The following is a 25544-nucleotide window of genomic DNA, read 5'->3' on the forward strand; positions in this document are numbered from 1 at the left end:
GGGAAGGCGAGGGCTCCGGCCGCGCGTGCCGTCAGCCGCCGGAGCGGCCGAGCTCGTTGTCGATGAAGCTGAAGATGTCCTCGGCCGAGGCCGCCTCCAGCCGGTCGGTCACGTCCTCCTGCTCCTCCTGCGCCGCGCTCTCGTTGAGCCGGGCCAGCAGCGTCTGCAGGCGGACGGAGACGCCCGCGCGCAGCGGGTCGTCGGGGGCGAGGGCCGGCAGCAGCTCTTCGAGCCGGTCCAGGGCGGCCGGTACCGGGTGCGGGGCCCCGGCGCCGTCAGGGGCGAGCTCGCGGTGCAGGAAGGCGGCGAGCGCGGCGGAGGTGGGGTGGTCGAAGACCAGGGTCGCGGGCAGCCGCGTGCCCGCGGCGACGGTCAGGCGGTTGCGCAGCTCGACCGCGGTGAGCGAGTCGAAGCCCAGCTCCTGGAAGGTCCGTTCGGGCTCGATGCGGGCCGCGTCCGCGTGGCCGAGCGTGGCCGCGACGGCGGTGCGGACGACGTCCAGCAGCAGTGCCTCCTGCTCCGGGGTCGTGAGCTGCGCCAGCCGTTCGGCGAGCGACTCGGTCCGTCCGCTGCCGGACTGCGCGGTGGGCCGGGGGGCCGCGGGGGTCACCAGGGCGCGCAGCAGTGCGGGGACGCGCTCCTGGGCCCGTACGGCCGCCGCCCCCACGGGGGTGCCGACCAGGGCCGCACTGTCGTGGGCGAGGGCCCGGTCGAACAGCGCGTGGCCCTCGACGCGGGCGATGGGCCGGAAGCCGTCGCGGGCGAAGCGGTTGAGGTCGGCCTCGTCCAGGTCCTTGTTGATGCCGCCGGGCACCGACCACAGGCCCCAGGCCACGGACGTGCCGGGCAGGCCGGCGGCCCGGCGGTGTTCGGCGAGGGCGTCGAGGAAGGCGTTGGCGGCGGCGTAGTTGGCCTGGCCCGGGCCGCCGAGGACGCCGGCGGCCGAGGAGAACAGCACGAACGCGGCGAGGTCGAGGTCCTTCGTCAGCTCGTGCAGGTGCCAGGCCGCGTCCGCCTTCGGCCGCAGCACGGCCGAGAGCCGCCCGGGGGTGAGGGAGGGCAGCAGGCCGTTGTCGAGGACGCCCGCGGTGTGCACGACGCCGGTCAGCGGGTGCTCGGCGGGGATCTGCGCCAGCAGCGCGGCCAGCGCCTCCCGGTCGGCGACGTCGCAGGAGGCGACGGTGACCTCGGCGCCCAGGGACTGCAGGTCGGTGACGACCTCGGCCAGGCCCTTTGTCCCCGCGCCGCTGCGGGAGGCCAGCAGCACCCGGGAGATGCCGTGCTCGGCCACCAGGTGCCGGGCGAAGACCGCGCCGAGCGCGCCGGTGCCGGTGATCAGCACCGTGCCGTCGGTCCGCCACGCGGGGCGGGGCGGCTTGAACTCGGGCGCGAGCAGGCGCTGCAGCCGCGGCAGCAGCAGCCTGCCGCCGCGCACGGCGGCCTGCTCCTCGCCGGAGGCGAGGAGCGCGGCCAGCAGCTCGGGGGTGTGGCTGCCGTCGGTGTCGACGACCACGACCCGGTCGGGGGCCTCGGACTGTGCGGAGCGCACGAGACCCCACAGGGCGGCCGCGGCGAGGTCGGTGACGTCCTCGCCGGGGGCGGTGGAGACGGCGCCGCGGGTGAGGACGACGAGGGGGGTGCGGGCGAGGCGGTCCTCGGCCAGCCAGCGCCGGAGCAGTTCGAGGCCGCGGGCCGTCACGGTGTGGAGGGTTGCGGGCAGCGGGGTGCCCGCCGCAGCCCACGGTGCGAGCACGGCGTCCACCGGCGTACCGGACTGCACCGCCGTGGCCGCCTGGGCCGGGTCGAGGAAGCGCTGGGCCGCCAGGGTCTCGTCGGTGTCGCCGAGGTCCGTGCCGCCGAGGTCCGTGTCGCCGAGCGTGCCCCACAGCGGGGCCTCGCCGGCCGGGGGGAGCTGGGCGGGGATCCAGTCGACGCGCAGCAGCGAGTCGCGGCCGGTGCTGTCGACGTGCGGGGTGAACTGGCTGTCGGGGATGTCGCGGAAGACGATCGACTCGACGGTGGCGACCGGTTCGCCCGCCATGTCGGTCAGCTCCAGCGCGACGCTGTTCGCGTCCAGCTCGGTCACCCGCGCCTGCACGGCCGTCGCGCCGGTGGCGTGCAGCCGTACGCCGTACCAGTCGGCGGGTACGGGCACGGTGCCGCCGACCGGGTCGGCGGCCCGGACGGGCACGGCCGCGTTCAGCAGGACGGGGTGCAGGCCGTAGCGGCCGGCCTCCTCGTGCAGCTCCTCCGGCAGCCGGTACTCGATCACCTTGCCCGTGCCCTGCGGCCGCTCGGCGGGCTCGGCGGTCCCGGGCAGGTAGTAGCCCTCGGCGTGCATGGTCCAGGGGGCGTCGGAGGAGTCGGGGCGCGAGTACAGGCACAGGCAGCGGCGCTCGGAGTCGTCGTGCGTGCCGGCGCGCACCTGCAGCTGCAGCGTTCCGTCCTCGGGCAGCACCAGCGGCACCTGCAGGTTGAGCTCGTCGATCACCGGGTAGCCGATCATGTCGCCGGCGTGGACGGCCAGTTCGACCAGCGCGGAGGCCGGCAGCACGGGCGAGCCGAGGACGACGTGGTCGGCGAGCCAGGGGTGGGTCTTCAGCGACAGTCGGCTGGCGAACAGCAGCTGGTTCGCCCCGGCCACGGTGATCGGCGAGCCGAGCACCGGATGCTGCTTGCCGTCGGTGCCGGCCGCGACGCCGAACGGGTCGGTCGCCACGGGCAGCTGCTCCAGCCAGTAGCGCTGGTGCTGGAAGGCGTACGTGGGCAGGTCCACCCGGCGCGCGCCGGTACCGGCGAACAGACCGGCCCAGTCCACGGCCGTGCCCCGGGCGTGCACCTGCCCGAGGGCGGCGACGGCCGTGGCCGCCTCCGTACGCCCGGCGCGCAGCACGGGGACGGCCGCGGTGGCCTCCCCGGCACTCTCGCGGACCATCGCCGACAGCACCGGGTCGGGACCCAGCTCCAGCAGGGTGGTGACGCCCTCCGCCTCCAGGGTGCGGACCGCGTCCGCGAAGCGGACGGTACCGCGCACCTGGTCGGCCCAGTAGCCGGCGCTGCGCAGCTCCTCGCCGGTGGCGACCCGGCCCGTCGAGGTGGACACGACGAGGATGTCGGGCGCGCGGTAGGCCAGCGAGGCGGCGACCGCCCGGAACTCCTCCAGCATCCCGTCCATGTGGGGCGAGTGGAAGGCGTGGCTGACGGTCAGGCGCTTGGTCTTGCGGCCCTGCTCCTTCAGCCGGGCGGCGACCTCCTCGGCGGCGTCCGCGTCACCGGAGACCACCAGGGCCTGCGGTCCGTTGACGGCCGCGATCGCCAGCCGGTCCGCGTACCCGGCCAGCAGCGGCAGCACCTCCTCCTCGGCCGCCTGCACGGCGATCATCGCGCCGCCGCCCGGCAGGGCCTGCATCAGCCGGGCCCGGGCCGCGACCAGCCGGGCCGCGTCGGGCAGCGACAGGACGCCGGCGACGTGGGCGGCGGCGATCTCGCCGATGGAGTGGCCGGCCACGTAGTCCGGGCGCACGCCCCAGGACTCGACGAGGCGGAAGAGGGCGACCTCCAGGGCGAACAGCGCGGGCTGGGTGAAGCCGGTCGTGTCCAGCAGCGCCGCCTCCTCACTCCCGGCCCCGGCGAACATCACCTCGCGCAGCGGCCGGCCCAGCAGCGGGTCGAGCTCGGCGCACACCGCGTCCAGGGCCGCGGCGAAGACGGGGAACGCCGCGTACAGCTCGCGGCCCGCGCCCGCGCGCTGGGCGCCCTGGCCGGTGAACAGGAAGCCGGTACGGCCCGTGCCGCGCACCCCGCTCACCACACCCGCCCCCGGCGTGCCGTCGGCCAGCGAGGCGAGCCCGGCGAGCAGCCCGGCCCGGTCGGTGCCGGTGACCACGGCCCGGTGCTCCAGCGCCGAGCGGCCGGTGGCCAGGGACAGGCCCACGTCGGTGGGGGACAGCCCCGGATCGGCCTCGACGCGCTCCAGCAGCCGGCGGGCCTGCTCGCGGAGGGCCTCGGGCGTGTGCCCGGAGACGGGCCAGGGCACGGCGGGCAGTTCGGTGGTGACGGCAGGGGCGGCGGGGGCGTGGGCTTCCTCGCCGTCGACCGGCTCCTCGGCGGAGGGCTGCTCGATGATGACGTGCGCATTGGTGCCGCCGAAGCCGAAGGAGGAGACCGCGGCGCGGCGCGGACGGCCCGTCTCGGGCCACTTGCGCTCCTCGGTGAGCAGCTCCACGGCCCCCGACTCCCAGTCCACGTGCGGGGAGGGCTCCTCCAGGTGGACGGTGCGCGGCAGCAGGCCGTGGTCCATGGCCTGGATCATCTTGATGACGCCGCCGACGCCGGCGGCGGCTTGGGCGTGTCCGATGTTGGACTTGAGGGAGCCGAGGTAGAGGGGGCGGTCGTCGGGGCGGTCCTGGCCGTAGGTGGCGAGGAGCGCCTGGGCTTCGATGGGGTCGCCGAGGGTGGTGCCGGTGCCGTGGGCTTCGACGGCGTCGACGTCGGAGGGCTGGAGTCCGGCGCTGGCCAGGGCCTGGCGGATGACGCGTTCCTGTGCCGGGCCGTTGGGTGCGGTCAGGCCGTTGGAGGCGCCGTCCTGGTTGACGGCCGAGCCGCGCAGGACCGCGAGGACGTGGTGGCCGTTGCGGCGTGCGTCGGACAGGCGCTCGACGAGCAGCAGGCCCACGCCTTCGGCCCAGCCGGTGCCGTCCGCGTCCGCCGAGAACGACTTGCAGCGGCCGTCCTTGGCCAGCCCGCGCAGCCGGGAGAACTCGATGAACGCCACCGGCGTCGACATCACCGTCGCCCCGCCCGCCAGCGCCAGGTCGCACTCCCCGCGCCGCAGCGCATTCGCCGCCAGGTGCAGGGTGACCAGGGACGAGGAGCAGGCGGTGTCCACGGTCACCGCCGGGCCCTCCAGCCCGTAGGTGTAGGCGAGCCGGCCGGAGGCGATGGACCCGGCGCTGCCGCTGAACAGGTAGCCCTCGAAGCCCTCCGGCGGCAGGTTCGGCCGGGAACCGTAGTCGTTGTACATCACCCCCGTGAACACACCCGTGCGGCTGCCCCGCAGCCCCTCCGGGTCGATGCCGGCCCGCTCGAACGTCTCCCACGCCGTCTCCAGCAGCAACCGCTGCTGCGGATCGGCGGCCAGCGCCTCGCGCGGCGACATGCCGAAGAAGGCGGGGTCGAACAGGTCGGCGTCGTGCAGGAAACCGCCCTCACGGGAGTACGACTTGCCGACCTGGTCGGGGTCCGGGTCGTGCAGGGCGTCCACGTCCCAGCCACGGTTCTCCGGGAACTCGGTCACGGCGTCCACGCCGCCCGCGACCAGACGCCACAGGTCCTCGGGCGAGGCGACCCCGCCCGGGTAGCGGCAGGCCATGCCGACGATCGCGATCGGCTCCTGGTCCTTGCCCTCCACTTCGCGCAGACGCTTGCGGGCGTCCCGGGCGTCGGCGATGGCCCGCTTGAGGTACTCGCGGAGTTTTACCTCGTCAGCCACGTGTGTTCAGCTCCTGGTCGTCAGTCTGGTCGTCAGTGGGCGGCAGTAGGGGGAGTAGGGGGCGGTGGGTCACTCGAGGCCGTCGAAGAGCGCGAAGAGCTCCTCGTCGCTGGCCTCGTCGAGGTCGGCGTCGGCGTCCGGCTCCTCCTCGGCCGCGGCCACGCCGCCCGCCGCCTCGGCGGCCGCCAGCAGCTCCCGCAGCCGTACGGTGATGCGCTCGCGCTCGTCACCGCCGGTCGCGGCCGCCGTCTCGATCGCCGCGCGCAGCCCGTCGAGACCGTCGAGCACCGGATCGGCGGCGGACACCGGCCGGATGTCGAGGCGACCTTCGAGGTGCGCGGCCAGCGCGGCCGGGCTGGGGTGGTCGAAGACCAGCGTCGTGGGCAGCCGCAGCCCGGTGGCCTTGTTCAGCAGGTTGCGCAGCTCGACCGCAGTCAGCGAGTCGAAGCCCAGCTCCTGGAAGGGCCGTTCGGCACTGATGCCGGACGGGTCGGCGTGCCCGAGCACCTGGGCCACCTGGGCCCGGACGAGGTCGGTCAGCGCCCGGCCGCGCTCGGCCGGCGACAGGGCGGCCAGCCGCTCGGTGAGCGAACCGCCGTCCTGCGCCGCCGGGCCGGCTGCCGCGGTCCCCCGCTTGGCAGGCGTACGGACCAGGCCGCGCAGCATCGGCAGCGGCTCCCCGCGGCGCAGGGCGGCCGTGTCCAGACGGGTCACCGCGAGGACCGCCTCCTTGGTGGCCGGAGCGGCGTCGAACAGCTCCATGGCCTCCTTCGTCTGCAGCGGCAGCAGGCCGACACGGGCCAGGCGGCGCAGATCCGCCTCGCCCAGGTGCCCGGCGATCGACCCGGTGTCCGCCCACAGGCCCCAGGCCAGGGACACCGCGGGCAGCCCCTGGGCCCGGCGGTGGGCGGCCAGGGCGTCGAGGAACGCGTTGCCGGCCGCGTAGTTGGACTGCCCGGCCGTGCCGAGCAGACCGGCGACGGAGGAGTACAGCACGAAGGCGTTCAGCGGCAGGTGCGCGGTGAGCTCGTGCAGGTTCCAGGCCGCGTCGATCTTGGGCCGCAGGACGGTGGTCAGCTGCTCGGGCGTCATCTGTGCGAGCACGCCGTCGTCCAGGACACCGGCGGTGTGCACGACTGCCGTCAGCGGGTGCGCATCGTCGATGCGCTCGACGACGCCGGCGAGCGCGGCGCGGTCGGTCACGTCGACGGCCTCGACGGTCACGTGCGCGCCCAGCTCGGTGAGCTCGGCGCTCAGCTCCGCCGCGCCGGGTGCGTCGATGCCGCGGCGGCTGAGCAGCAGCAGACGGCGGGCGCCGTGCTGCGTGACCAGGTGCCGGGCCAGGATCCCGCCGAGGGCGCCCGTGGCGCCGGTGACCAGCACCGTGCCGGTGTCCCAGGCGGGGGCCACGTCCGCGGAGCGCTCGGCGCGGGCCAGGCGGGGGACGAGGACGGTGCCGTTGCGTACGGCGGCCTGGGGCTCGCCGGTGGCGACGGCGGCGGCCAACTGGTCGGCGGTTGCCGCCTCGTCGAGGTCGACCAGGGCTATGCGGCCGGGGTTCTCGTTCTGCGCGGAGCGCAGGAGGCCCCAGATGCCGGCGTGGGCGAGGTCGGTGACGTCCTCGGTGCCGGCGGCGACGGCGTGCGTCGTGACGACGACGAGGTGGGAGTCCGCGAAGCGGTCGTCCTTGAGCCAGTCCTGGACGAGTTCCATGGCGCTGTGCAGGGCGGTGTGGGCAGCGGTGACGGTGTCGCCGTCGGTGGCCGCGGGTGCTTGTACGACCACGGTGGTCGGGGCCTTTGCCCCGGCATCGAACGCCGTGCGGAGGGCGGCGAGGTCGTCGTACGACGGGGTCTCGTCGCCGGGTGCGGCCCGGTGGGTGGGTTGTGCCCACCCGTCCCGCCCAGCGGGACGATTGCCCACAACCAGGGCCGTCCAAGTCACCTTGAACAGGCCGTCCGGCGACGTGGTCGACGCCAGTGCCTCCTTCGAGAGGGGGCGCAGGGTGAGGGAGTCGATCGTGGCCACCGGGGTGTTCGTGGTGTCGGTCACCGTGAGGGTGGCCAGGAGGGTGGTGGGGTCGGGCCGGTCGAGGGCGAGGCGGACACGCAGCACCGTGGCGCCCGTGGCGTGGACCGTGGCGCCCGCCCACGAGAAGGGCAGCCACGAGGGGCCGTCCTCGTCCGTCACGCCCGGCAGGAGCGGGTGCAGCGCGGCGTCGAGCAGGGCGGGGTGCAGGGCGAACGACGCGGCGTCGGTGCGCAGGTCGTCGGCCAGGGCGACCTCGGCGAACAGTTCGCTCCCGCCCCGCCACAGGCGGCGCAGGCCGCGGAACGTCGGCCCGTACCCGTAGCCGCCCTCCGCGAGCCGCTCGTACGCGCCCTCCAGCGGGACCTCCGTCGCGCCGGCGGGCGGCCACGCCGCCAACCCCTGCCCGGCGGCGCGGCCGGGGGCGAGGGTGCCGGTGGCGTGCAGGACCCACGGCCGTTCGTCGTCGCTGTCCTCGGGCCGGGAGTGGACGGTGACGGTGCGCCGTCCGTTGTCCTCGGCGGCGCCGACAGCCAGCTGGAGCCGGACGGCGCCGCGTTCGGGCAGGACGAGCGGTGCGGCGAGGGTGAGTTCCTCGACGGAGTCGCAGCCGGCCTGTTCGCCGGCGCGCAGGGCCATCTCCAGCAGGCCGGTGCCCGGCAGCAGCACCGCGCCGAGGACGGCGTGGTCGGCGAGCCAGGGGTGGGTGCGGCGGGAGACGCGCCCGGTGAAGAGGTACTCGTCGCGCTCGGCGAGCTGGACCGCCGCCCCCAGCAGCGGGTGCCCGGCCGCGCCCAGGCCGAGGCCCTCGGCGCCGGCGCCGGCCGTGGCGGGGGCGTCGAGCCAGTACCGGCTGTGCCGGAAGGCGTACGTGGGCAGGGGCACCCGGCGGGCGCCGGGGAAGACGGCGTCCCAGTCGGTGCGGGCGCCGCGCGCGGCCAGCCGGGCGAAGGCCGCCTCGGCCGTACGGTCCTCCGGCCGGCCCCGGCGCAGGGCGGGGGCGAGCGAGCCGGCCTCGCCGGTCAGGCTCTCCTCGACGAGGGCGGTGAGCACGCCGTCGGGGCCGAGTTCGAGCCAGTCGGTGACGCCCTGCTCCTCCAGGTACCGCACGCCGTCGCGGAAGCGGACGGCGCCGCGGATGTGGCGCGCCCAGTAGTCGGGCGAGGTGAGGTCCTCGGTGGTGGCGAGGGTGCCGGTGACGTTGGAGACGACGGGGATGCGCGGGGCGTGGAAGGTGAGGCCGGCGGCGACGGCCCGGAATTCGTCCAGGACGTCGTCCATGTGCGGGGAGTGGAAGGCGTGGCTGACCGGGAGCCGCTTGGTCTTGGCGCCGCGCTCGCGCCACAGGGCGACGAGGGCGTCGACGGCGTCCTCGTCGCCGGAGACGACGACGGAACGGGGGCCGTTGACGCCGGCGACGGCGACGCGCTCGTCGTCGGCGTAGGCCGCGAGCGTGGCGACGACGTCGTCCTCGCTCGCCTGGATCGCGGCCATGGCGCCGCCGTCGCGCGCCGCCTGCATCAGCCGGCCGCGCTCGGCGACCAGGTGGCAGGCATCGGGCAGGTCCAGGACGCCGGCCAGGTGGGCGGCGGTGACCTCGCCGATCGAGTGCCCCAGCAGGTAGTCGGGGACCAGCCCGCGGTGCTCGGCGAGCCGGAACAGCGCGGTCTCCACGGCGAACAGGGCCGCCTGCGTGAACTGCGTCATGTCCAGCAGCGCCGCGTCCGGCGAGCCCTCGGCCGCGAAGAGCACGCTCTTCAGCGGGCGCGGCAGCTCACTGTCCAGGTGGGTGCACACCGCGTCGAGGGCGGCGGCGAAGACCGGCGAGGCCGCGTACAGCTCACGGCCCATGCCCAGCCGCTGCGAGCCCTGACCGGTGAGCAGGAACGCCGTCTTCCCGCGCCCCGACCCGGTGGCGCGCACCACGGCCGGCGAGGACTCGCCGCGCGCCAGGGCCTCCAGCCCGGCCAGCAGTTCGGCGCGGTCGGCGCCGACGACGGCCGCCCGGTGCTCGTGCAGCGCCCGGGTGGTGGCCAGCGCGTGGCCGATGTCGGCCGGGTGGACCTCCGGGTGGGCGGTGACGTGGGCGTGCAGGCGCTCGGCCTGGGCCCGCAGCGCCTCCTCGCCGCGGCCGGACAGCAGCCACGGCAGGACGCCGCCGGCCGCGGGACGCTCGCCGGCGGGTTCCTCGACGGGGGGCTGCTCGATGATGACGTGGGCATTGGTGCCGCTGATGCCGAAGGACGACACCGCCGCGCGGCGCGGGCGGCCCGCGTCGGGCCACGCCCGCTCCTCGGTGAGCAGCTCGATGGCGCCCGCCTCCCAGTCGACGTGCGGGGAGCGCTCGTCGGCGTGCAGGGTGCGCGGCAGGACGCCGTGGTCCATGGCCTGGATCATCTTGATGATGCCGCCGACGCCGGCGGCGGCCTGGGCGTGTCCGATGTTGGACTTGAGGGATCCGAGGTAGAGGGGGCGGTCGTCGGGCCGGTCCTGGCCGTAGGTGGCGAGGAGCGCCTGCGCCTCGATGGGGTCGCCCAGGGTCGTACCGGTGCCGTGTGCCTCCACCGCGTCGACGTCGGAGGGCTGGAGTCCGGCGCTCGCCAGGGCCTGGCGGATGACGCGTTCCTGTGCCGGGCCGTTGGGTGCGGTCAGGCCGTTGGACGCGCCGTCCTGGTTGACCGCTGAGCCGCGCAGCACCGCCAGGACGTGGTGGCCGTTGCGGCGTGCGTCGGACAGGCGCTCGACGAGCAGCAGGCCCACACCCTCCGCCCAGCCCGTGCCGTCCGCGTCCGCCGAGAACGACTTGCAGCGCCCGTCGGGCGACAGCCCGCGCTGCCGGCTGAACTCGATGAACACGTGCGGACCGGCCATCACCGTCACACCGCCCGCCAGCGCCAGGTCGCACTCGCCCGACCGCAGCGCGTTCGCCGCCAGGTGCAGGGCCACGAGGGAGGACGAGCAGGCCGTGTCCACGGTCACCGCCGGGCCCTCCAGCCCGTACGTGTACGACAGCCGGCCCGAGACGACGCTGGAGAGGTTGCCCGCGAGCAGGAAGCCCTCGAACTCCTCGGGTGTGCCCGCCAGTCGGGAGGCGTAGTCGTCGTACATGGCGCCGGTGAACACGCCGGTGCGGGAACCCCGCACGGTGGCCGGGTCGATGCCCGCGCTCTCGAACGTCTCCCACGCCGTCTCCAGCAGCAGCCGGTGCTGCGGATCGGTCGCGGTCGCCTCGCGCGGCGAGATCCCGAAGAACTCCCGGTCGAACAGGTCGGCGTCGTGCAGGAAACCGCCGTGCCGGACGTACGAGCTGCCGGTCCGCTCCGGGTCCGGGTCGTACAGCGCGTCCAGGTCCCAGCCGCGGTTGACGGGAAACTCGCTGATCGCGTCCACGCCGCCTGCGACCAGACGCCACAGGTCGTCGGGGGAGGCCACGCCGCCGGGGTAGCGGCAGGCCATGCCGACGATGGCGATGGGCTCGTCGCTGGTCGCCCGTACGGCCGGTGCGGCGCTCTTGGGACCGCTGTCCGCCACCTTGGAAAGCAGGTACGCGGCCAGGGCGGCGGGGGAGGGGTGGTCGAAGACGACGGTGGTCGGCAGGCGCAGGCCGGTGGCCGCGTTCAGACGGTTGCGCAGCTCGACACCGGAGAGGGAATCGAAGCCGAGCTCCTTGAAGGCCCGCTCCGGGTCGATGCCCGAGGGCGTGGCGTGACCCAGGACGCCCGCCACGACACCGCGCACCAGATCGGTGACGGCCGCCGCGCGCTCGTCCTGGGGCAGCGCCGCCATCGACTGCGCCCAGCCGCCGGCGGGCGCGGCCGCCGCCTGCGCGGTACGGCGGACGGGCCGCGCCCGCACCAGGCCGCGCAGCAGCGCGGGCGGGGCGTCGGCGAATGCGGCGAGGTTCAGCGAAGCCGGTACGTACAGGGCCTCGCCGCCGGACAGGGCGGCGTCGAACAGGGCCAGGCCCTGCGCCGGAGTCAGCGGCGCCACACCGGCACGTGTCCAGCGCGCGAGGTCGGCGGCGCCGAGGGTGCCGCCCATGCCGTGCGTGGCATCCCACAGGCCCCAGGCCAGGGACGTGCCGGCCAGACCGTTCGCCCGGCGGTGGGCGGCGAGGGCGTCCAGGTACGTGTTGGCGGCGGCGTAGTTGGCCTGGCCGGCCGTGCCGGTGATGCCGGAGACGGAGGAGAACAGCACGAAGGCGGCGAGGTCCAGCTCGCGGGTGAGCTCGTGCAGATGCCGGGCGGCGTCCACCTTCGGCCGCAGCACGGTGTCCAACTGCTCCTCGGTCAGCGCCTCGACGGTGGCGTCGTCCAGCACACCGGCGGTGTGCACGACCGCGGTGAGCGGATGCGCGTCGTCGACGCGGGCGAGGAGGGCCTCGACGTCACTGCGGTCGGCGGCGTCGGCCGCGACGACGGTGACGTGCGCGCCGAGGGCTTCGAGCGCGGCGACGAGCTCGGCGGCGCCGGGGGCGTCGACGCCCCGCCGACTGGAGAGCAACAGATGCCGGATGCCGTACGCGGTGACGAGGTGCCGCGCGAAGAGCGCCCCGAGCCCACCGGTACCGCCGGTGACGAGGACGGTGCCGTCGGTGCCGAGGACGGCGGGGCCGCCGGTGGCGGGGCTTTCGTCGCCGTCTGCGGCCCGATGGCCCGGTTGTGCCCACCCTCCCCCAGCTACCGCTGGGAGGGGCCCCCACCGCCCAGCGGGACGATTGCCCACAACCGGTGCGGTTGCGCTGCCCGCAGCCGGCGCGTCCGCGCCGCCGGGGGCCGGGGCGGAGCCCCCCCGCGGCGGAGCCGCCAAGTGATTCTGTCGGGAAGGGGCGGGGTGGGGGAGATCTCCCGCCCGCGCCAGCCGCGGCACCCGCAGCCCCCCGTCCCGCACCGCCAGTTGCGGCTCGTCCGTGGCGAGGGCGGATGCCAGGAGCTCGCGGTCCGGGAGGGTGGGCGCGTCCACCAGGACGAAGCGCCCGGGGTGCTCCGACTGGGCCGCGCGTACCAGGCCCCAGACCGGGGCCGAGGCCAGGCCGGCCACGTCCTCGTCCGGGTCCGTCGCCACCGCGTCCCGCGTGACGAACACCAGCCGGGAGCCGTCCAGGCGCTCGTCGGCAAGGAATGCCTGGACCAGGCGCAGCGCGCGCCGCGCCGCGGAACGGGCGTCCTGCTCGGCGACCGGGGTCGCGACGACGACCTGCGGTGCCGGGCCGTCGAACGCCGGGAGTTCGTCGCCCTGCGCCTTGGCCCAGGTGACGGCGGCGCCGTCGGGGGTGGGCACCGGCTGCCAGGTCACGGTGTAGAGGGAGTCGGTCTGCGACGTGGTGCCGAGGCGGGCCTTGTCCACCGGGCGCAGGGTGAGCGCACCCACCGAGGCGACCGGCGCGCCCGCCGTATCGGTCAGGTCGAGGGAGACCGTGTCGGTGCCCGTCGGCGCGATGCGTACCCGCAGGGCCGTGGCCCCGGTCGCGTGCAGCGCGACGTCGCTCCAGGCGAAGGGGAGCCGGATCTGTTCCGGTGCCGAGGGGTCGGCGGTGGCCAGGACCAGCGGGTGCAGGACGGCGTCGAAGAGGGCGGGGTGGAGGGCGTAGGAGCCCGCGGCCTCCGCCGCCTCCACCGGCAGGGCCACCTCCGCGTACGTCTCCTCGCCCGCGCGCCACACGGCCTGCAGGCCCTGGAAGGCGGGCCCGTAGCCGTAGCCGAGGGCGGCGAGTCGGGCGTAGACGTCGGTGAGGGGTTCGGCGACGGCGCCGGCGGGGGGCCAGGCGGTGGTGTCGGCAACGGCGGGGGCGGGGGAGACCGTCGCCGCGAGGGTGCCGGCGGCGTGCAGGGTCCAGGGCGCGTCGGGGCCGTCGGGCCGGGCGTGGACGGTGAAGGGGCGGCTGCCGCCCGCGTCGGGGGCGGTGACGGCGACCTGGACGCGGACGGCACCGCGTTCGGGCAGGGGGAGCGGGGCGCGCAGGGTGAGTTCCTCGATGCGGCCGGCGCCGGCGCGGTCGGCGGCGGCGACGGCGAGTTCGAGGAAGGCGGTGGCGGGGACCAGGACGGTGCCGTCGATGGCGTGGTCGGCGAGCCAGGGGTGGGTGGCGAGGGCGAGGCGGCTGGTGAGGAGGAGTTCGTCGCGGTCGGCGAGGTCGACGGCGGTGGCGAGGAGGGGGTGTCCGGCGACGTCGAGGCCGAGGCTGCGGGCGTCGCCGGCGGGTCGGGCGGTGAGCCAGTAGTGCTCGCGCTGGAAGGCGTACGTGGGCAGGTCGACCGGCGTGGCGCCGGGGAAGAAGGTGGCGGTGTCCAGCGGTGTGCCGGCGACGTGGGCGGTGGCGACGGCGCCCGCGAACTGTTCGGTCTCGGGTCGTCCGGTGCGCAGCAGGGCGACGGCGGTGGCGCCGTCGTCGTCGCCGAGGGTGGCGCGTGCCATGGCGGTGAGCACCGGATCGGGGCCGACCTCGACGAACACGGTGGTGCCGGCGTCGCGCAGGGCCCGTACGGCGTCGGCGAAGCGGACGGCTTCGCGGATCTGGCCGGTCCAGTAGTCGGGGGAGGTGAGCTGCTCGGGGTCCGCGAGTGCTCCGGTGACGGTGGAGACGAGCGGGATGCGCGGGGCGTGGAAGGTGAGGCCGGCGGCGACGGCCCGGAACTCCTCCAGGACGTCGTCCATGTGCGGCGAGTGGAAGGCGTGGCTGACCGACAGCCGCTTGGTCTTGGCGCCCCGCTCGCGCCACGCTGCCGCGACGGCGTCGCAGGCGTCCTCGTCGCCGGAGATCACCACAGCGTCGGGGCCGTTGACGGCGGCCAGGGAGACCGCGCCCTCGTGCCCGGCGAGCGAGGCCGCGACGTCGGCCTCGGCAGCCTGGATGGCGATCATTGCGCCGCCGGCGCGTGCGGACTGCATGAGGCGGCCGCGGGCGGCGACGAGCGTGGCGGCGTCGGCCAGGGACAGGACGCCGGCGACGTGGGCGGCGGCGAGTTCGCCGATGGAGTGGCCGGCGACGAGGTCGGGGGTCAGTCCGTGGTGTTCGAGGAGCCGGTGGAGGGCGACTTCGAGGGCGAAGAGCGCGGGCTGGGTGTACCGGGTCTCGTCGAGGCCCTCGCCGGTCTCGATCACCTCGCGCAGGGGCCGTTCCAGCAGGGGGTCGAGGGCGGCGGCGACGGCATCGAAGGCGGCGGCGAAGGCGGGGTGGGCGGCGTACAGTTCGCGGCCCATGCCGATGCGCTGGGCGCCCTGGCCAGTGAAGAGGAACGCGGTGCGGCCGGCGCGGGCGGCGCTGCCGGTGACGAGGTTCGGTGCGCTGCCCCCGGCCGCGAGGGCGTCGAGGCCGGCGAGGAACTCCTCGGTCGTGCGGCCGGTGACGGCGGCCCGCTGGTCGAGGAGGGTGCGGCCGGTGGCCAGGGTGAGCCCGGCGTCGGCGGGGTGGATGCCGCGATCGGCGACGTGGTCGCGCAGCCGTGCGGCCTGCTCGCGCAGGGCGGCGTCGTCGCGGGCGGAGAGCACCCAGGGGGCGGGTGCGGGCAGGTCGCCGGCGGTACGGGGGGTGGGCGCGGGGTCGCCCTGTTCGAGGACGACGTGGGCGTTGGTGCCGCTGATGCCGAAGGAGGAGACGGCGGCGCGGCGCGGCCGGTCGACGGTCGGCCAGGCGCGTTCGGTGGTGAGGAGTTGCAGTGCGCCGGCGGTCCAGTCGACGTGGCTGGTGGGGGTGTCGGCGTGCAGGGTGCGCGGCAGGATGCCGTGCTCCATGGCCTGGATCATTTTGATGACGCCGCCGACGCCGGCGGCGGCCTGCGTGTGGCCGATGTTGGACTTGAGGGAGCCGAGGTGGACGGGCTCGTCGCGGTCGCGGCCGTAGGTGGCCTGGAGCGCCTCGGCCTCGATGGGGTCGCCGAGGCGGGTTCCGGTGCCGTGGGCCTCGACGGCGTCGACGTCGGCCGGCTGGAGGCCGGCGTCGGCGAGGGCGGCGCGGATGACACGCTGCTGGGAGGGGCCGTTGGGGGCGGTGAGGCCGTTGGAGGCGCCGTCCTGGTTGACGGCGGAGCCCCGGATGACGGCGAGGACGCGGTGGCCGTTGCGGCGGGCGTCGGAGAGGCGTTCGACGAGGAGCAGGCCGACGCCTTCGGCCCAGGAGGTGCCGTCGGCGTCCTCGGCGAAGGACTTGGAGCGGCCGTCGGGGGCGAGGCCCCGCTGCCGGGAGAACTCCACGAACATGCCGGGCGAGGACATCACCGTCGCGCCGCCCGCGAGGGCCAGCGTGGTCTCGCCGGAGCGCAGCGAGCGTACGGCCAGGTGCAGCGCCACCAGTGACGAGGAGCAGGCGGTGTCGACGGTGACGGCGGGGCCGACGAGGCCGAGCTGGTAGGCGATGCGGCCGGACATGACGCTGGGCGTGGTGCCGGTGAGCAGGTGGCCTTCGACGCTCTCGGGTGCGTCGTGCATGCGCGGCCCGTAGTCGAGGGGGGTGGCGCCGACGAAGACGCCGGTGCGGGTGCCCTTGAGGCGGGCGGCGTCGATGCCGGCGCGCTCGACGGCCTCCCAGGCGGTCTCCAGCAGGAGGCGCTGCTGGGGGTCCATGGCGAGGGCTTCGCGGGGGGAGATGCCGAAGAAGGCGGCGTCGAAGCGTGCGGCGTCGTGCAGGAAGCCGCCTTCGCGCACGGTGGACTTGCCGGTGCGGGTGGGGTCGGGGTCGTACAGCTCCTCGTCCCAGCCGCGGTCGGTGGGGAAGCCGCCGACGGCGTCGACGCCGCCTGCGACCAGGCGCCACAGGTCCTCGGGGGAGGCGACGCCGCCGGGGTAGCGGCAGGCCATGCCGATGACGGCGATGGGCTCGTCGTGGTCGCCGGCGGCCTGCGCGATGTCGTCAAAACCGTCGGCGAGGCCGGTGAGTTCGGCCTCCAGGTAGGCGGCGAGGGCGGCCGGGGTGGGGTGGTCGAAGAGCAGGCCGCTGGGCAGGCGCAGGCCGGTGGCCTCGGCGAGGTTGCCGCGCAGCTCGACGGACATCAGGGAGTCGAAGCCGAGCTCCTTGAAGGGCGCACCGGTCTCGACGGCCTGCCCGGGCCCGTACTCCAGGACGGCGGCGACGTGCGCGCCGACCAGGTCGGCGACGGCACGGGCGCGCTCGGCGGGGGGCAAGGCGGCGAGGCGGGTGCCGAGTTCCCCGCGAGGAGCGGCCGGCGCGGCGGTGCGGGCGGGCAGGGCGGCGGTGCGGCCGGCGGCGCCGTCGATCCAGTGCCGTTCGCGCTGGAAGGCGTACGTGGGCAGGGGCACCCGGCCGGTGGGGGTGCCGGCGAAGGCGGTGGCGAGGTCGACGGCGGCGCCGCGCACGAAGAGGGTGGCCAGGGCGGTGAGCAGGGTCCGGGTCTCGCCGCGGCCGGTGCGCAGGGCGGGTACGGCGGCACCGGCGCCGGCGTCGCGCAGGGAGCCGGTGACCATGGCGGAGCACACGCCGTCGGGGCCGAGTTCGAGGAAGGTGGTGACGCCGGCGTCCTCCAGGGCGCGGGTGGCGTCGGCGAAGCGCACGGGCCGGGCGACGTGGTCGACCCAGTAGCCGGGGGTGGCCCACTGGTCGTCGGTGACGACCTCGCCGGTCACGGTGGAGACGGCGGCGATGCGGGGGGTGCGGAAGTCCAGGCCTGCGACGACCGCGCGGAACTCCTCCAGCATGGGGCGCATGAGGGGTGAGTGGAAGGCGTGGCTGACGGTCAGGCGCTTGGTCCTGCGGCCCTGCTCCTTCAGCCGGGCGGCGATCTCCTCGGCGGCGGCCTCGGTGCCGGCGACGACGACGGACCGCGGGCCGTTGACGGCGGCGACGGCCACCTCGTCCTCGCGGCCGGCGAGCAGCGGCAGCACCTCGTCCTCGGCGGCCTCGACGGCGATCATCGCGCCGCCTGCCGGCAGGGCCTGCATCAGCCGGCCGCGGGCGGTGACGAGCGTGGCGGCGTCGGCCAGGGACAGCACGCCGGCGACGTGGGCGGCGGCGATCTCGCCGATGGAGTGGCCGGCCACGTAGTCCGGGCGCACGCCCCAGGACTCGACGAGGCGGAAGAGGGCGACCTCGACGGCGAAGAGGGCGGGCTGGGTCCAGGCGGTGTCGTCCAGGCCCTCGCCGTCGGCGATCACCTCGCGCAGCGGCCGGGGCAGGTGGGCGTCGAGGGCGGCGCAGGCCTCGTCGTAGGCGGCGGCGAAGACGGGGAAGGCGGCGTGCAGCTCCTCGCCCATGCCGGCGCGCTGGGCGCCCTGTCCGGTGAAGACCACGCCCAGCAGGCCGGGCTGGACGGTGCCGGTGACCACGTCCGGGGCGGGGGTGCCGGCGGCGAGCGCGCCGAGGCCGGCGAGCAGCGCGGCCCGGTCCTCGCCGAGCACCACGGCGCGGTGGTCGAAGACGGTGCGGGTGGTCAGGAGCGCGTGCCCGATGCCGGCGGGGGAGGCGCAGGCGTCGGCGGCGACGTGGGCCTGCAGCTTGCCGGCCTGGGCGGCGAGCGCGTCGCGGGTGCGGGCGGAGACCGCCCACGGGGTCACGGCCGGTCCGGGGCCGGCCTCGGGGCGGGGCGCGGGGGCGGGGGCGGAGGTGAGGACGACGTGGGCGTTGGTGCCGCCCATGCCGAAGGAGGAGACGCCGGCGATGCGCTCGGCGTCGCCGCCCGGCCAGTCGGTGAGCTCGCGCTGGACGGCGAGGCCGAGTTCGGCGAGCGGGATGCGGGGGTTGGGGGTGGCGAAGTTGAGGCTGGGCGGCAGCTGGCCGTGGTCGAGGGCGAGGAGCGTCTTGAGCAGGCCGACGATGCCGGCGGCGCCTTCGAGGTGGCCGACGTTGGTCTTGGCGGAGCCGACGAGCAGCGGGGTGCCGCAGGTGCGGCCGGTGCCGGCGACGGCGCCGAGGGCGGCGGCCTCGATGGGGTCGCCGACGGGGGTGCCGGTGCCGTGGAGCTCGATGTACTGCACGCGGGCCGGTTCGATGCCGGCCTTCTGGTAGGCCTCGCGCAGCACCTGTTCCTGCGCGCTCTGGCTGGGCACGGTCAGGCCGGGGGTGGTGCCGTCGTTGTTGACGGCGCTGCCGCGGATGACGCCGTAGACGTGGTCGCCGTCGGCGAGGGCGGCGGCGAGCGGCTTGAGGACGACGACGCCGCCGCCCTCGCCGCGGACGAAGCCGTTGGCGCGGGCGTCGAAGGTGTAGGCGGTGCCGTCGGGGGAGAGCCCGCCGAAGCGCTCCTCGGTGACGGCGGACTCGGCGAGGATGTTGAGGTTGACGCCGGCGGCGATGGCCATGGCCGATTCGCCGCTGCGCAGCGACTCGCAGGCCAGGTGGACGGCGACGAGCGAGGAGGACTGGGCGGCGTCGACGGTCAGGCTCGGCCCGCGCAGGCCCAGGTGGTACGAGACGCGGTTGGCGATGACGCCGCGGTTGACGCCGGTCATCGTGTGCTGGGTGAGGGCCGCCTCGCCGTGCTGGTGCAGCAGGGAGGCGTAGTCGTCGCGCAGCGTGCCGACGAAGACGGCGGTGCGGCTGCCTTCCAGTTCGCCGGGGACGATGCCGGCGTCCTCCAGGGCCTCCCAGGCGAGTTCGAGGACGAGCCGCTGCTGCGGGTCCATGGTGGCGGCCTCGCGGGGCGAGATGCCGAAGAAGGCGGCGTCGAAGGCGTCGACGCGGTCGAGGAAGCCGCCGCGCCGCACGCCGCCCGCCGGCCGCCCGGTGGCGTCTTGTCCATCCTGCCCGGCCTGCCCGTCGAGGACGGAGACCCAGCGGTCCTCGGGTACGTCGGTGATGGCGCTGGAGGCGCTGCGCAGCAGCTCCCAGAAGGCGGCCGCATCCGGCGCCTGGGGGAGCCGGCAGGACAGGCCGACCACCGCGACGGCTTCGGGATCGTGCTTCTTCGTCATCGCGCTCGACAGCCCTTTCTCGGCAGAATTCCGCAACCGCACAAAGGCGTTTAGGGAAACGTGGAAAGCGCAACGATCGTAGGTGCGGGGTCTCCAGCGGAACTTCTGCGTGCGGTCACGGCACGGTAATCGCCTTGATGGCAAGGGGCGGTGGGTCCGCCGTGACCCGGCGGTGAGCGTTTGGCGGAATGCGTCCCGTTATTGTCCGACTGCGATTTCCCGCACCGGTTGCGGAACTCGTCCCTACCCGAAAGAAGTTGGGAGCAGTCTCGCCATGACGCAGCTCACGAATGATGTCGAAAAGCACACCGCGCTGTATGTGGAGGCGTTCAACGCGGGTGACGCCGACGCGGTCAACGCCTTCTACACCGAGGACGCCGTCGCGGTGTGGGAGCCCGGTCAGCCGCTGACCGGCCAGGCCCGCATCGACTCCGTCAAGGAGTTCCTCGCCCACCGCCCGAAGATGACGGCCGTGCCGCGGCAGTCCTTCGTGACCGGCGACACCGCGCTGCTCATCGTCGACTGGCAGATCGACACCGTGGACGAGGACGGCAACCCCGAGCACCTGGAGGGCGTGGGCGTGGACGTGCTGCGCAAGGGTGCCGACGGCCACTGGCGCTACGCGGTCGACGACCCGTACGGCCAGGCCGAGTAAGGGCGGCAGGGCGCGAGCGGCGCGCGGCCGCGCCGGCCGCGAGCCGGCCCGCCGCGGCCCCGTCGTCCGTCCCGCCCGCGGCGCCGGCGTCCGTCCCGGCCCCGTGACCCCGTGTCCCCGTCCGTCCTCAAGAGCTCGTCCCGTCCGGCATCGCCCACCGCGGTCCCGGGCCTTCGCCTAGGGGGAAGCACCTCGTGAACACTGAACGCCTCGCCGCCCGCCGGCCGTCCCGCCGTACGGTCCTCAAGGCCGGTGGCGCCGCCGCGCTCGCGGCCTCCGCCGCCACGACCCTGGCCGGGCCGGCCCACGCCGCGGAGGACGGCACCGACAGCGTCCCCCTGGACTTCATCGTCGTCGGGGCGGGCTTCGCGGGCGTCACGGCGGCCCGTGAGCTGCGGGCCCGGGGCTACCGGGTGACGATCCTGGAGGCGCGCGGCCGCATCGGCGGCCGTACCTGGACGGACACCTTCGCCGGCCAGCAGGTGGAGATCGGCGGCACGTGGGTGGAGGCCACGCAGCCCAACATCGGCCGGGAGCTGCAGCGCTACAAGCTGGAGCTGGAGACCGACGAGCCGCTGGACCGGATGATGCTGCCGACGCCGGCCGGCCCCAAGGCGTTCACGCCGGACGACGGCAACGCCCGCATGGGCGCGGTGATGTCGAAGCTGTTCGACGGCTCGCGGCAGTACTTCGAGAAGCCGTTCCAGCCGCTGGCCCGCCCGGACCTGCTGCAGAAGCTCGACAAGCTCTCGCTGCGCGACCGCTTCACGGAGCTGAAGCTCAGCCCCGAGGAGGAGATGCTCTTCAACGGGCAGACGGCCATCTACTCGGGCGGCTCCAGCACCCAGGGTGCGCTGACGATGTTCGCCCAGTGGTGGGCGCTGTGCGGCTGGGACGTGGACGGCTGGGCGAACACCACCTGTTTCCGCTTCAAGACCGGTTCGGTGAGCCTGCTCTCGGCGATGCTGGCGGAGGCCAAGCCGACGCTGATGCTCAACACGCCGGTCACGGCGATCACCGACGACGGCAAGTGGGCGCGGGTGACCACCAAGTCCGGCAAGACCTACTCGGCGCGCGGCGTGGTCGTGGCCCTGCCGGTCAACGCCTGGAACACGATCAAGTTCTCGCCCGGCCTGCCCGCGGCCCACACGGCGGCTACCACCCAGGGCATAGCCGTGAAGAACGCGGTCAAGCTGTGGATCCACGCCAAGGGCGGCCAGGGCCGGGTCTACGGCCAGGCCGCCGAGGGCGGCTCGCCCATCCCGCTGATCATCCCCAACAAGAAGACCGCCGAGGGCCAGCTCTACATCGGCTTCAGCGTCGACCCGGCCCTCGACCCGAACAACGTGACGCAGGTGCGCGACGCGGTGCGCAAGCTCGGCGTCGACCTGGACATCATCGGCATCCGGGCGCACAACTGGGGCGCCGACGAATGGGCGCGCGGCGGCTGGGCGTTCCGCAAGCCCGGGCAGCTGACCTCGCTGTACCCGGACGTGCTCAACCAGGCGACCAGCCGGATCACCTTCGCCAGCGGTGACATCGCCGAGGGCTGGAGCGGCTTCATCGACGGCGCGATCGAGTCGGGCATGCGCGCGGCCCAGCTGGCCGCCGGCGAGATGTGACGCATCCGCCGGCACACCCCCTTAAAGCCGGCACACCCCCTGAAAGCACCACCCCCAACAGAGAGGCAATGCCGTCATGACGACGTTCACCGTTCCTTTCGACCCGGAGAAGCCGGACCTCACCGACGACACCTGGACCCAGAACGAGATCTTCCTCCAGGTCTTCAACTCCGGTGACGGCGCGCTGTTCAACAGCCTGTACCGGGAGGACTCCATCTCCAACTTCTCCGGCGAGCCGCTGACCGGCGAGGCCCGGCTGAAGTTCTTCCAGGAGTTCCTGGCGAACAAGCCGAAGCTGGAGGCCAAGGTCACCCACTCGTACGTGGCGGGCGACGTGGCCCTGATCGGCGTGGAGTACGCCATCGACACCACCGGCCCCGACGGCGAGCCGCTGCGCCTGGAGGGCAACTGCACCGACGTCCTGGTGCGGGTGGAGGACGGCCGCTGGCTGATGGCCATCGACCGCCCGGTCGCCAAGAGCGGCCTGGTGGCCTGACGCGAGGGCCGGCCGGGGCCCCGCCGCCGTGTGTTCCTCACGGCGGCGGGGCCTTCGTGTGCTGCTGTATGCCCGCACCGGGGGCGAAAACAAACCGTTTATGCGGTATGGTTCGGCTTCGGGGAGCGGTGGGGACAGCGGGATACGGGGTAGGGGAGTGGGCATGGCACAGCAGTTGTCGCAGTCGTTCACCTGCGGTCTGGTTGCGGCCCTCAATGTCATAGGCGGCAAGTGGAAGCCGCTGATCATCACCGAGCTGCACCGCCACCCCCTGCGCTTCGGCGAGCTCAGGCGGGCGATCCCCGGCGTCAGCGAGAAGGTGCTCAGCCAGCAGCTGCGCGAAATGGAGCTCGACGGCGTGGTCAACCGCGAGGAGTGCCACCAGATCCTGCCCCGGGCCGTGGAGTACTCCCTGACCGAGCTGGGTATCGCTCTGCACGAGAGTCTGCAGCCGCTGGCCGCCTGGGGCGCGGACCACGAGCTGCGCGCCCTGCGCCCCTCCGGCTGAGGGCCGCACAACCGTCGCGAGACGGCCTCGAACGGGCCTCGAGAGAATCTCAAGGTTGCCCCGATAGGGCGTGGTTAGCCTGCGGGCGTGCGGTTTCGAATGCTAGGTCCCCTGGAACTCGTCGACCACGACAGGCCCTTGGCCCTCGGTGGCATCAAGCAGCGTGCCACCCTGGCCTTCCTGCTGTTGCACGCCAACCGGGTCGTGGCCACCAGCCAGCTGCTCAAGGCCCTGTGGCCGACCGACGAAGCACCCACCTCCGCCCGCAAGATCCTGCAGAACGCCGTGTGGGGTCTGCGCGGCGTGCTCACGGCCGAGGACGGCGCGCCGTCGGCCCCCGCCCTGCTCACCCAGGCCCCCGGCTACGTCCTGCGGGTCGACCCCGAGGACGTGGACCTGCACCGTTTTGTGCGCCAGGTCGAGCAGGGCCGCTCCCGCCTCGCCTCCGGCGCCCCGCAGGAGGCCGCCGTCCTGCTGCGCGAGGCCCTCACCCTCTGGCAGGGCCCGGCGCTGTCCGACCTGGTGGAGACCGGCATCGCCTGGCCCGAGCTGGCGGCGGTGGAGAAGGGCCGGCTCGACGCCATGGAGGACTACTTCGAGGCGGAGCTGGCCGGCGGCCGGCACCGGGCCGTCCTCGGCGAGCTGGAGACGATGGTCGCCACCGAGCCCCTGCGGGAACGTTCCTGCGGGCAGCTGATGCTCGCCCTGTACCGCTGCGGCCGCCAGGCCGACGCCCTGGCCGTCTACGACCGGGTGCGCTCGACCCTCGTCGAGGAACTGGGCCTCGAACCGGGCCGCTCGCTGCGCAGCCTGCAGCACGCGATCCTCACCCACGACCCCGAGCTCTCCCCGGCCTTCCCCCCGGCCCCGGCCGAGCCGTACACGGTGATCCGGGTGCCCGAGCCCGTACGCGAGGCGCCGGTGCGCCACGAGCCGGAGCCCCCCGCCGTGCGTCCCCCGCTCACCCCCGTCCCGGCCGGCGGCACCGGCGAGCGGGAGGCCACGGTGACCGAGCGCACCCAGGTCAGCGTCGCCCTCATCGCCACCGAACTGGAATGCGGCGAGGCAGGGACGCCCGGCGGCGTCTGCGAGAAGACCGACACCGCCCTGGAGTCCGTGGCCGCGGCCATCCAGGAGAAGGCCGAGTACTTCGGCGGCACCGTCGTCGCCACCATCGGCCCGGTCTCCCTCGTCGCCTTCGGCGTGCACGACGACGACCGGCACGCCGCCGACGCCGCCGAACGCGCCGTCCACGCCGGCCTGGCCGTGCGCGCCGCGCTCGGCTCCGCCGCGTACGCCGCCGTACGCCCCGCCCGCCGCCCGGCCGTCCGCGCCGCGGTGGTCACCGGCGAGGCCATCGTGCGCTACCGGCCCGACGACCCCGCCGCACCGCCCACCATGATCGGCTCGCTGCTTCACAACGGCCAGGCGCTGCTCTCCCGCGTACCGGCCGGCGAGGTCCGCGTGTGCGCCACCACCCGGCAGTGGACCGAGGGCGCCATCGTCGTCTCCTCGGCGGGCGACGCCGCCAGCGGCTGGGAGGTGCGCGGCACCCGCCGCGAGTACCCGGGCGAGCGGACGGTCCCCATCGTCGACCGCGACTGCGAGCTCGACCTGCTCGGCGGCCTCCTCGGCCGCACCCGCCACCGCGCCGTGCCGCACCTGGTGACCGTGCTCGGCGACCCCGGCATCGGCAAGACGCGCCTGGTGGCGGAGTTCGAGCGGATCGTCACCGAGCAGGCAGAGCCGCCCCTGTTCCTGGTGGGCCGCACACCGTCCTTCCCCGAGGACAACGCGCTCGCCGTGCACGGCGAGATCCTCGCCGCGGCCTGCGGCATCGTCCCCGGCGAGAGCGACGAGCGGGCCCTGGGCCGGCTCGCCGCCACCGTCGGCGGGGCCGTCGCCGACCCCGCGCAGGCGCACTCCCTGGTGGAGCTGCTGACCCCGCTGGTCACCCCCGGGGCCGGCGACTGGCGGCGCACGGGCCCCGAACGGGCCCGGCTGCTGCACGCCTGGCGGCACCTCCTGGTCGCCCTGGCCGGCCGCCGGCCCCTCGTGCTCGTCGTCGACGACCTGCACCGGGCCGAGGACGCGCTGCTGGACTGCGTCGAGGAACTGGTCGAGTCGGCCGCCGCCGTACCGCTGCTGGTCGTCGCCGCCGCCCGGCCCGAGCTGCTGCAGCGCCGCCCCGGCTGGGGCGCGGGCCGGCGGCACGCCACCACCATCGGCCTCGACCCGCTCTCGGACGCGGCCATCGACCGGCTCGTGGAGTTCCTGCTCGCCGGCGACGACAGCCTGCGCGACGCCGTCGGCGAGGAGACCGCCGCGCGCCGCAGCCACCTGCGCAAGCTGCTGGCCTCGGGGGCGCCCACCGGCACCCTGCACCACCTGTACGGGCGCCTGCGCCGCCCACTCGCCCTGGCCGCCCAACCGCCCCTGGCGGTCTAGGCCGTCAGGGGCGGATCTTCGTCACGCGCCACCACGGCGCCCTGTAGGGGCGCGGGGAACTGCGCGACAAGCCACGACGCGCCCGCAGTCGGCCCCTCGGGGTGGTGTGTCAGCTGCGGGCCGTCGCTGGTCGATCGCGCAGTTCCCCGCGCCCCTTACGGGGCACTGCATGATCCGCCGGACACGCCCTAGGTGTGTTGTTCGGCGAGGTTGGTTCCGCGGCTGGCGGGTGTGTGGCCGCCGATGCCGGTGTGGGGTCGGTGGTAGTTGTACCAGTGCAGCCAGTCGGCAAACGCTTCCATCCGCTCACCGTCTGAGGTGTAGGGCCGGTGGTAGGCCCACTCCTCGAGCAGGGTGCGGTGGAAGCGTTCGACTTTGCCGTTGGTCTGTGGCCGCCAGGGGCGGGTCCACCGGGGGCTGATGCCCAGATCGTGGCA

At 75.0% G+C, this 25544-nt stretch carries 8 protein-coding genes; 5 read left to right on the forward strand and 3 right to left on the reverse strand.

Going from position 1 to position 25544, the window contains the following annotated elements; translation table 11 throughout:
• Nucleotides 1–31 precede the first annotated feature (31 nt).
• Together AB0K17_RS04270 and AB0K17_RS04275 are read right to left on the reverse strand one after the other, a co-directional pair.
• On the reverse strand, nucleotides 32–5491 hold the full coding sequence (locus AB0K17_RS04270; protein ID WP_365982036.1) for an SDR family NAD(P)-dependent oxidoreductase: 5460 nt from the start codon (nucleotides 5489–5491) through the stop codon (nucleotides 32–34).
• A gap of 69 nt (nucleotides 5492–5560) precedes the next feature.
• On the reverse strand, nucleotides 5561–19378 hold the full coding sequence (locus tag AB0K17_RS04275) for a type I polyketide synthase (RefSeq protein WP_365982037.1): 13818 nt from the start codon (nucleotides 19376–19378) through the stop codon (nucleotides 5561–5563).
• Nucleotides 19379–19652: 274 nt separating this feature from the next.
• On the opposite strand from AB0K17_RS04275, the gene AB0K17_RS04280 reads away from it, so the two are divergent.
• From AB0K17_RS04280 to AB0K17_RS04300, 5 genes are all read left to right on the forward strand, one after another.
• Nucleotides 19653–20033, forward strand: a complete 381-nt coding sequence (locus AB0K17_RS04280; protein ID WP_365969437.1) for an SgcJ/EcaC family oxidoreductase — start codon at nucleotides 19653–19655, stop codon at nucleotides 20031–20033.
• 194 nt (nucleotides 20034–20227) lie between these two features.
• Nucleotides 20228–21655, forward strand: coding sequence for an NAD(P)/FAD-dependent oxidoreductase (locus tag AB0K17_RS04285; protein ID WP_365982038.1), 1428 nt, complete (start codon nucleotides 20228–20230; stop codon nucleotides 21653–21655).
• 76 nt (nucleotides 21656–21731) lie between these two features.
• A complete protein-coding gene (locus AB0K17_RS04290; RefSeq protein WP_344433257.1) occupies nucleotides 21732–22151 on the forward strand; it encodes a nuclear transport factor 2 family protein in 420 nt (139 codons plus the stop codon).
• Between the two features lie 163 nt (nucleotides 22152–22314).
• On the forward strand, nucleotides 22315–22659 hold the full coding sequence (locus tag AB0K17_RS04295; RefSeq protein ID WP_365969433.1) for a helix-turn-helix domain-containing protein: 345 nt from the start codon (nucleotides 22315–22317) through the stop codon (nucleotides 22657–22659).
• 87 nt (nucleotides 22660–22746) lie between these two features.
• On the forward strand, nucleotides 22747–25107 hold the full coding sequence (locus AB0K17_RS04300; protein WP_365982039.1) for a BTAD domain-containing putative transcriptional regulator: 2361 nt from the start codon (nucleotides 22747–22749) through the stop codon (nucleotides 25105–25107).
• Between the two features lie 188 nt (nucleotides 25108–25295).
• On the opposite strand, the gene AB0K17_RS04305 is transcribed toward AB0K17_RS04300, so the two are convergent.
• A partial coding sequence (locus AB0K17_RS04305) for an integrase core domain-containing protein (RefSeq protein WP_365982040.1) occupies nucleotides 25296–25544 on the reverse strand: 249 nt, incomplete at its 5' end.

Origin of the sequence: Streptomyces sp. NPDC049585 (genome assembly GCF_040675615.1) — a bacterium.
GTDB classification, from domain to species: Bacteria; Actinomycetota; Actinomycetes; order Streptomycetales; family Streptomycetaceae; genus Streptomyces; species Streptomyces luteosporeus.

Excerpts from the sequence above, each read along its gene's own strand:
- AB0K17_RS04275 (WP_365982037.1), bottom strand. The coding sequence starts at position 19,378 with ATGACGAAGAAGCACGATCCCGAAGCCGTCGCGGTGGTCGGCCTGTCC.
- AB0K17_RS04295 (WP_365969433.1), top strand. The coding sequence starts at position 22,315 with ATGGCACAGCAGTTGTCGCAGTCGTTCACCTGCGGTCTGGTTGCGGCC.
- AB0K17_RS04280 (WP_365969437.1), top strand. The coding sequence starts at position 19,653 with ATGACGCAGCTCACGAATGATGTCGAAAAGCACACCGCGCTGTATGTG.
- AB0K17_RS04290 (WP_344433257.1), top strand. The coding sequence starts at position 21,732 with ATGACGACGTTCACCGTTCCTTTCGACCCGGAGAAGCCGGACCTCACC.